The sequence below is a fragment of the Kitasatospora sp. NPDC087314 genome, assembly GCF_044744365.1.
In the GTDB taxonomy this organism is placed as follows: domain Bacteria; phylum Actinomycetota; class Actinomycetes; order Streptomycetales; family Streptomycetaceae; genus Kitasatospora.
Genome location: NZ_JBIUYE010000006.1, coordinates 108,056 through 115,811, shown reverse-complemented (window position 1 = coordinate 115,811; position 7,756 = coordinate 108,056). Strand labels below are relative to the sequence as shown.

The following is a 7,756-nucleotide window of genomic DNA, read 5'->3' as shown; positions in this document are numbered from 1 at the left end:
CGGCGGGGATGATGCCGGTGATGACGGTCCCGGTGTTGGTGGTGATCGTCGCCGTGGTCGTCCCGAAGGTCACGGTCGCACTTGCGAGGCCGGTGCCCACGATGGTGAACACGCCACCACCCGCCGCAATGCTGCTCGACGGACTGACGGTGGCGGTCACGACCGGCACGCCCAGGTAGGTCATGGTTCCGCCGGACGCCGTGCCACCCGGGGTGGTCACGGTGACGGGCACGGTGGTGCCCGGGGTGCCGGCGGGGATGATGCCGGTGATGACGGTCCCGGTGTTGGTGGTGATCGTCGCCGTGGTCGTCCCGAAGGTCACGGTCGCACCCGTCAGGCCGGTGCCCACGATGGTGAACACGCCACCACCCGCCGGGATACTGACCACCGGAGTTATGGGAGTGGTGACGACCGGCGGCGCGGACGAGAGGTAGGTGAAGCCGCCCGGAACACTCGCCGATCCACCGGGGGTGGTCACCACCACGGGGACGTTGCCCGCGGCGTGCGCCGGGGTCAGACCCGCGATCACGTTCGGGGCGCTGGCCAGCACGGTGGCCGCGGCACCGCCGAAGGTCACGCTGGCCCCGGCGAGCCCGGTACCGGTGATGACGAACGGGATACCGCCGGCGACCGGACCGGAGACGGGCGTGATGGCCGCGGGGTTGGGCGCGGGCGTCGGCGAAGCCACCAGATAGGTGTAGGCCACGGGGTTGCTGGTGCCGTTCGGGGTGGTGACGGTCACCGCTACCGTGCCGCTTCCGGGCGGGGCCATGACGACCAGACTGAAGCCGAGGACGTCACCGGCCACGATGGTGGCCGGAGCCGATCCGAAGTGGACCTGGGTGGCGGCGTTGAGGCCCAGGCCGGTGAGGGCGACGGTGTTGCCGCCGGCCGCGGGCCCCGCGTTGGGGATGTCCACGAACAGCACGGGCGGCAGCGGCCAGGGCAGCGTGAGGCTCGGCGCCAACGACGCCGCCTGCACAGTTGCGTTCACGATTCGTCTCCTGCGTGAGAACGGTTAAGGCGGCCGGGCGGGCCTTCAACCGCGCCGCCCGGCCCCGGTCCTGTCAGCTGTCCAGCCACCCCTCTGAGCGGCCGTGCGGCACGGCCGGTCGACGGCCGTAGGGCGGGCCGAGAGGCGTAGGGCTGTGCATACCGACACATCTGGGCCAGGAGCTGCGGCGAGTACCGGTGAGCTGGCGCCAGGACGGCTGGAGCGAATCACCCCCCGACGTCCGAGAGGGGGCTGGAACAACGGACCGGCCGCCAGCTGAGCTCCCCGGCACGGGATGGGCGGCCCGCCGGTTCAGACATCACCATTACGCCGACATCATGGATATGAAGCAATAACATTGACGGCTAGTCACCCGAACGGCCCAGCTTCCTGAACCGCTTGCGCCTACCGCGAGTGCTGCCATCCCCCAAATGGCGTCGCTCGGTTACGAGGACGTCGTCGCCCTCCGAGACTCCGTGGCCGCCCTGGCGGCATACGTGCGACAGCGCCTGCTCGCCGGCCGACAGCGCACCGACAACCGCGCCGAACACGGCGTGCGTGCCGCACTCGGCGAGCGCCACCAGCCTGGCCTGCGGGTACTCGGGATCCCAGGCGACGGCGACCGGCAGGCGGCGCGACGGCGCGACGTACAGCTCCATGCCGAGCGCCTCGCCGGCGGCCCTCGCCTGCTCGGGGGCGGCGAGCCAATCGACTTCCTGCAGGTTTCCGGCCGACGAATTGTTCGCGATGGCGGTGACCTGCGAATGAACATAGCGGACATGTCCGCGGCGTGGCGATTGAGACTGGGCGAGTCACACGATCGAGTACTGCCCCGGCGGACCTGGTCGTGTTTGAGAAGGCTGGCGTGTTGCCTACGGTCGGACGCCAGCCCTTGGAAACACTGCGCCCGCCGATTCTGCGGCTCATGCTGATACGAACTGGCATGCCCTGTACATTACTGACCTCGGCGCTTCAAGGTGATTGGCCTGTTTGTGTAGCTGACTGATGGCCATTTGCGAGCTATGCCGTTGGTATGCGCTATGCGGATGGGGGCGGGCCGACGGCGAAGGCACGTCAGCGCCGCGAGGAGGTGCGGCTGGAGGCCGCCACGTTGTTCGACGAAGGTGTCCCGCCGAGGGAGGTTGCCCGCAGGCTGCGGGTGACCGCGAAATCGGCCTACCAGTGGCACCAGGCTTGGCGGGAGGACGGGATCGGGGCGCTGGCCTCACGGGGACCGGGTGGGCAGCGATGCAAGCTGTCGGCGCGGTGCCGGGAGAAGCTCGCCGAATACCTCGAACAGGGTCCGGCCGTGCACGGCTGGGACCAGGACCAGGTGTGGACCGGCGCGCGGGTGGCGACGCTGATCGGCCGCAAGTTCCACGTCTCCTACAGCGTCTCGGGGGCCACCCGTCTGATGCGCCGGCTCGGCTTCACCCCGCAGGTCCCCGCGCGGCGAGCCGCGGAACGCGACGAGCAGGCCGTGGCCGCGTGGAAGGAGGCGACCTGGGCGGAGGTAAAAGCGCCCGGGCGGCCTGCGACGGCTGGCTCTGCTTCGAGGACGAAGCCGGCTTTACCCGCAGACCGCCGAAGAGACGCACGTGGGGACGACGCGGCAGCACCCCGATCGTGAAGGTGAGCGGCAGCCGCTCGGGGAGGATCTCCGTCGCCGGGCTGATCGCGATGCGACCGGGCTCGCGGACCCGCCTGGGCCACCGGCTGCGGCGCTACACCGGGCGCAAGGGCGAACGCCGCAGCCTGTCCGAACACGACTACATCGGGCTGATAGACGGGATACACCAGCTGGTCAAGGCGCCGATCGTGCTGGTGTGGGACCGGCTGAACACCCACGTCTCCCACGCCATGCGCGACCTCATCGACGCGCGGGACTGGCTGACGGTGTTCGAGCTGCCCGCATACGCACCCGAGCTGAACGCGGTCGAGTACCTGTGGGCCCACGTCAAACGAAGTCTGGCGAACCTCGCCAGTGTCGCCCTCGACCGGCTCGAAGCCCTCGTCCGCAACCGACTCAAACGACTGCAGTACCGCTCCGACATCCTCAACGGCTTCCTCACCGGGGCCGGACTCTCCCTCGACCTCCCGCCGCCATCACCTTGAAACGCCGAGGTCAGTAAACCCGCCGAAGAGCCTGTGAGTACCCGGCATCACCGGACGAGTCCGATGGCCTCAATCTCGATCATCCACTCAGGGTTGGCGAGTGAGGAGACCTCTACGAACGACTCCGCGAGGTGAGGCTTGTCCGGGAAGTGTTCCGCGCGCAACTTGGCAAAGATGTCCTGCTGCGCTATGTCCGTGACGAACACGGTCGCCTTGACTACGTCGGCGAGGCTGGAGCCCGCGTTTGTGAGGACCGTCGACAGATTCGCGAGCGCCTGACGGGCTTGCGTCTCGAAGTCCCCGGCGCCGACCGTGGCTCCCTGGGCATCGATCGGCGCCTGCCCTGATGTGAAGACCAAGTTCCCGACCCGGACGCCGAGCGAGATACCGGCCGACTCGTACCAGTCGGGTTCCGCGGAGACGCGCACGCGCTCGGCGGCAGGCTGTGTGACGGACATATTGCTGACACTCCCTCAAAACTGCACAAGCGGAGCCGGGCAGCTGTGATCACCCCGGCTTGATCGACAGCCACGAGATCCTGAGATTCATTCCCGAGGGCTTGCAAGTCCGCCTCGGCACGACTCGGGTGATGGTCGCCCACCTACGCGAGCGTGCCGCATTCCAGGCATGATCCGCAGGACAGGCCCTAACCGTCCCAACTGGTTAGGCGACGCCGACCAGCGCGCCCGGGAGGCCGCCGGACGCGAGCGGGCCGAAGCCGAGGCCGCGGCTGCCGAGGCGAAGCGCCGCAGCTCCTGGTGGCGCCGCTCCTGACCCGACCTCACCCCCAGGCGCAGGCCGCTGACCTGCACTGGGGAGTTTCGCCTCGGGCTGGTGAGTTTCGCCCTGGGGTCGCCGGTGAGTTTGCCCGCCCCGGGCACGGCCGCCCCGGCCGGAAACTCCCCACCGTAGGTCAGGGGCGGTGAGTTTCGCCCCGGCGTGGTCCGTTCGGGTGGCGGCCGGGTTCGGTGGGACGGCGCGGTGGGCAGAGCCTTCGGCATGACGACACCCTCGACCAGGCGCCGCCGTGGCCGCCGTCCGGCCGCGCCTACCGTGTCCGCTCCCGTCACCTCGGTCCACGCCGTGAGGCTGCCGCTCCCCGTCCGGCCGGGCGGCGGCGGGTGCTGCCGGACCTGGTCCAGCGAGCACCTCACCCAGGGCGGCCTGGTCGTCCGTACGACCTGGCACGAGCCCGCCTGCCCGGCCTGGGCCCGGCGCTGACCACCGGCGGTGCGGGGACCGGGACGGGCGCCCACTGGCCCCTGCGCCGGGCTGGACGGTACGTCAGCCACCCACGCCCACCGGTGCGGTACGGAACGGACATGGGCTGATCGTGGCCTTGCCGGGGGCGGTTTCGGCCGCCCGGGAAGGCAGAACAGCGATGGAAAGGGGCGGCCCGCGCTGGCCGCCCCTTCGCCGTTCCCGCCCACCGTGGCCTACAGCTCCGTCCACCCGCAGCCCCGCCCGCCCCGGCTGCCGAGCGAGTGCCAGACCGGAGCCGACGGTCCACGCTGCACCAGGTCCTCGATCCGGGCGGCCCCGGCCGGGACGGCGTCCAGCATCTCGGCGACGGCCGGGTTCTCCTCGGCGGCCAGCCGCAGATCCGCCACCGCGCCGCGCACCCCGGCGGCCGCTGTGCCGACCAGGACGACCAGCAGCCGCGGGAAGGACCGCCAGCGCCGCTCCCACCGGCCGCGCCGCGCCGCTCAGGTATCGGTGGCGGGGCCGTGGAGGCCGGCAGCGCCCTTGAAGGTCTGCAGCACCGGGGCGCTGTCGACGCCTTGTACGCCGCGCAAGGTGGAGATCCGCGTACTCAGGTACGTGTACAGCGCGGGGATGTCGCGTGTTGCCAGCGAGGCGTGGAGGTTGGGGGACCCGCTCGTGGCGGCGACGAAGGCGACCTCGGGGTGTTCGGTGAGGGCGAGCCCGACGCGTTCCAGGTACGCGGGTTTGACTGAGAGCCACAGCAGCGTGCGCACGCCGAGGCCGAGCATGGGCCACCGTGCGTCCACGTGGAAGTAGAGCACTCCGGCGGCGCGCAGTTCGGCGATCCGGCGCTGCACCGTGGAGCGTGAGGCGCCCGTCTCTGCGGCCAGCCGGGCGGTGGGCGCGCGACCGTCATCGCGCAGTAGGCCGAGCAGTTGCCAGTCGAGGTCGTCGAGGTCGGTGGGTTGCGCCAGGTCGGTGGCTGGCAAGTCGGTAAGGCGCAGTTGTGCGACTTGCTCGGGCGTGAGGGCGCTCAGCTTGGACACGACCCCCGTAGCACGTCCGGAGTAGATGTGGAGCAGGCAGTGGGCGGTGACGTCCAAGACGCGGGCGGTTTTGGGCAGTTCCCGCAGGAGCAGGCTGTCACCAGGGGTGGCGGCGGTGGTCACGCAGACCAGTTCGGTGCCGCCTGACGTGCGGCTGATCCACGAGGTGTCGCTCCGCCGGGCCAGGGACTGCGCGATCGCCTGCGCCGAGTCCGGGGTACAGCGGATGCGTACCAGCCACTCCACGTGTCCCAGCCTGGTTCGGTCGACCAGGCCCCGCACGCGCAGGGCATCCGACGACCGCAGGCGGCTGTAGCGGCGGGCGACGGTCTGGTCCGACACACCGATGACCTGGGCGACCCGGGAGAACGGAACGCGTCCGTCGACGTGGAAGGCGTGCATGATCTGTGCATCGAACCGGTCGAAACCAACAGAATGCATCAGGAAATCCTTCAGGGCATCGGATTGGTTCACCATATGCGAGGTGGATGGATGTACGGCATCCGTAGGCCGACGATCGGGTCATGAACGAGAACACTTCGACCCCGGCGCCGTGCAGCGCGGCCCCGGACCGCGCGTCGGTCCTGATCGTGGGCGGCAGCATCGTGGGCGTCTCCGCCGCGCTCTTCCTCGCGGCACGCGGCGTCACGCCGATCCTCGTCGAACGGCACACCGGCGTCTCGCCCCGGTTGCGCGCCAAGCTGTTCTACCCCCGCACCATGGAGGCATACCGCGCCGTCGGAGCCGCCGACGACATCTACGCGATCGAACGAGAGCGCCCCCGCAGCGAGTACGCCGCCGTCGTGGAGTCACTGGCCGGCGCCGAGATCCGCCGCTGGCGCCTGCCCGCCGCCGACGACTACAGTGCCATCTCCCCCTGCCAGGGCGCCATGGTCAAGCAAGGGGACGCCGAGCGCGTGCTCCGGATGCGGGCGGCTGCCGACGGCGCGGACCTGCGCTTCGGGCACCACTTCGTCGACTGTGAGCAGACCGGGCAGCGGGTCACAGCCCGTGTACTCGACGACCGCGGCGTGCCTTACACGGTTGAGGCCGACTACCTGCTGGCGGCGGACGGGAGCGCCAGCGCGATCCGGGAAGGCCTGGGGATAGCCCGAAGCGGTAACCAGGCCCTCGCGTCCTCCATGGAGCTGACGTTCACGGCGGACCTGCGGCCGCTGCTCGACGGCCGCGCTCTGGCCCTGGCGTTCGCCGACCATCCGGGCCGCCCGTTCATCTCCTGGACCACAAGCCAGGACGCCGGCACCGTCTCCGTCGGCTACGACCCTGCGACCATGGATACAGACACCGCGTTCGCCCCCGACCGCTGCCAGGCCATCGTCTCCGCGGCCCTCGGGCTGCCCACTTCCGGCTTCCAGATCACCGGAGCCCGCCCCTGGCAGATGGGCGCCTGGGTCGCCGACACCTACCGCGTAGGGCGGGTGTTCCTCGTCGGCGACGCCGCCCACGTCTGCCCGCCGGTCGGCGGGTTCGGCGCCAACACCGGTGTCCAGGACGCCTGGAACCTCACCGCCAAACTGGTGTCCGTGCTACGCGCGGACGCCGGGGAGCGACTGCTCGACCGGTACGAGACGGAACGCCGCCCCGTTGCCGAACTGACGGCGCGCCAGGCCGTGCAGCGCATGGCAGGCCCTCGCGAACACGCCGCCGGGAGCGGGCAGTCGCTCAGCGAAGCTGCCGTGGCGGTCGGCTACCGCTATCCCGCGCCCGTCACCGACGCCGTCGCGCCCTGTGCCGAGGCGCCGCTTCCACTGGCCGACGAACCTGAACGCTGGCGAGGCGAACCCGGTACTCGACTGCCGCACATCCCACTCGCCGAGGGCACGAACATGGGCTCCTCGACCCTCGACCTGGTACGCGGTGGACGCCATGTGCTCCTGATCGGCCGGCAAGGACGAACCTGGGCGCAGGCAGCCCAGACCCTCGACCCCGACCGCGCTCTCCTGGACACCGTCGTCCTCACCCCGCAGATCCTGGCACCCGGTTCGAGCTTCGCGGACCGCTGCGGCATCGGCGAGGACGGAGCCGTGATCGTCCGGCCCGACGGCGTCGTGAGCTGGCGCTCCGTCCACCGCGCCGACGCGCCGTGCGCGGCGCTGGAGACCGCGCTCCGGCAGACGATGCAACGGTGATATCGGCTGCAGACCCGGCCCACACGGCGGATGACCGCCACGATTCCAGGAGCCAGCCACCCAGGCCACACGCCGAAGCCGAGCGGCCGGACGGATCCCGGCCTGACCCACCGGGCAGGCCGCTGACCTGCGGTGGGGAGTTTCGCCCCGGGGCCGCTGGTGAGTTTGCCCGCCCGACCTGGTGAGTTTCGCCTCGGACCCGGTGAGTTTCGCGTGTCGCCGCAGGTCAGCGGCCGGCTAGAACG

General features: G+C 70.7%; 8 protein-coding genes and 1 pseudogene. 4 read left to right on the top strand and 5 right to left on the bottom strand.

Annotated features, from left to right (window positions below):
* Together ACIO5E_RS14630 and ACIO5E_RS14625 are read right to left on the bottom strand one after the other, a co-directional pair.
* Window positions 1-994, bottom strand: a 994-nt coding sequence (locus tag ACIO5E_RS14630; protein WP_400667277.1) for an IPT/TIG domain-containing protein, incomplete at its 3' end; no start/stop codon positions are given.
* A 365-nt stretch (window positions 995-1,359) separates the two neighbouring features.
* The gene (locus ACIO5E_RS14625) at window positions 1,360-1,653 is read right to left on the bottom strand and encodes a hypothetical protein (RefSeq protein ID WP_400667276.1); all 294 of its coding nucleotides are present in this window, start codon (window positions 1,651-1,653) and stop codon (window positions 1,360-1,362) included.
* A gap of 374 nt (window positions 1,654-2,027) precedes the next feature.
* Between ACIO5E_RS14625 and ACIO5E_RS14620 the strand changes: the two genes are divergently transcribed.
* Together ACIO5E_RS14620 and ACIO5E_RS14615 are read left to right on the top strand one after the other, a co-directional pair.
* Window positions 2,028-2,624, top strand: a complete 597-nt coding sequence (locus tag ACIO5E_RS14620) for a winged helix-turn-helix domain-containing protein (RefSeq protein ID WP_400667275.1) — start codon at window positions 2,028-2,030, stop codon at window positions 2,622-2,624.
* Window positions 2,600-3,109 (top strand): annotated as a pseudogene (locus tag ACIO5E_RS14615) (transposase); the annotation flags it as partial. The gene ACIO5E_RS14620 and the pseudogene ACIO5E_RS14615, both read left to right, overlap by 25 nt.
* Window positions 3,110-3,156: 47 nt before the next feature.
* Here the strand turns inward: ACIO5E_RS14615 and ACIO5E_RS14610 are convergent.
* Window positions 3,157-3,567 (bottom strand): RidA family protein, encoded by a 411-nt coding sequence (locus ACIO5E_RS14610; RefSeq protein ID WP_356290243.1) that lies wholly within the window; start codon window positions 3,565-3,567, stop codon window positions 3,157-3,159.
* Window positions 3,568-4,192: 625 nt separating this feature from the next.
* Here ACIO5E_RS14610 and ACIO5E_RS14605 point away from each other — a divergent pair.
* Window positions 4,193-4,330, top strand: coding sequence for a hypothetical protein (locus tag ACIO5E_RS14605; RefSeq protein WP_400667273.1), 138 nt, complete (start codon window positions 4,193-4,195; stop codon window positions 4,328-4,330).
* A gap of 215 nt (window positions 4,331-4,545) precedes the next feature.
* Here ACIO5E_RS14605 and ACIO5E_RS14600 read toward each other — a convergent pair whose 3' ends face one another.
* A complete protein-coding gene (locus tag ACIO5E_RS14600) occupies window positions 4,546-4,719 on the bottom strand; it encodes a hypothetical protein (protein ID WP_400667272.1) in 174 nt (57 codons plus the stop codon).
* Between the two features lie 96 nt (window positions 4,720-4,815).
* A complete protein-coding gene (locus ACIO5E_RS14595; protein ID WP_400667270.1) occupies window positions 4,816-5,838 on the bottom strand; it encodes an Lrp/AsnC family transcriptional regulator in 1,023 nt (340 codons plus the stop codon).
* A 47-nt stretch (window positions 5,839-5,885) separates the two neighbouring features.
* Between ACIO5E_RS14595 and ACIO5E_RS14590 the strand changes: the two genes are divergently transcribed.
* Complete coding sequence (locus ACIO5E_RS14590) at window positions 5,886-7,511, top strand: FAD-dependent monooxygenase (RefSeq protein WP_400667268.1); 1,626 nt, start codon at window positions 5,886-5,888, stop codon at window positions 7,509-7,511.
* Window positions 7,512-7,756 lie beyond the last annotated feature (245 nt).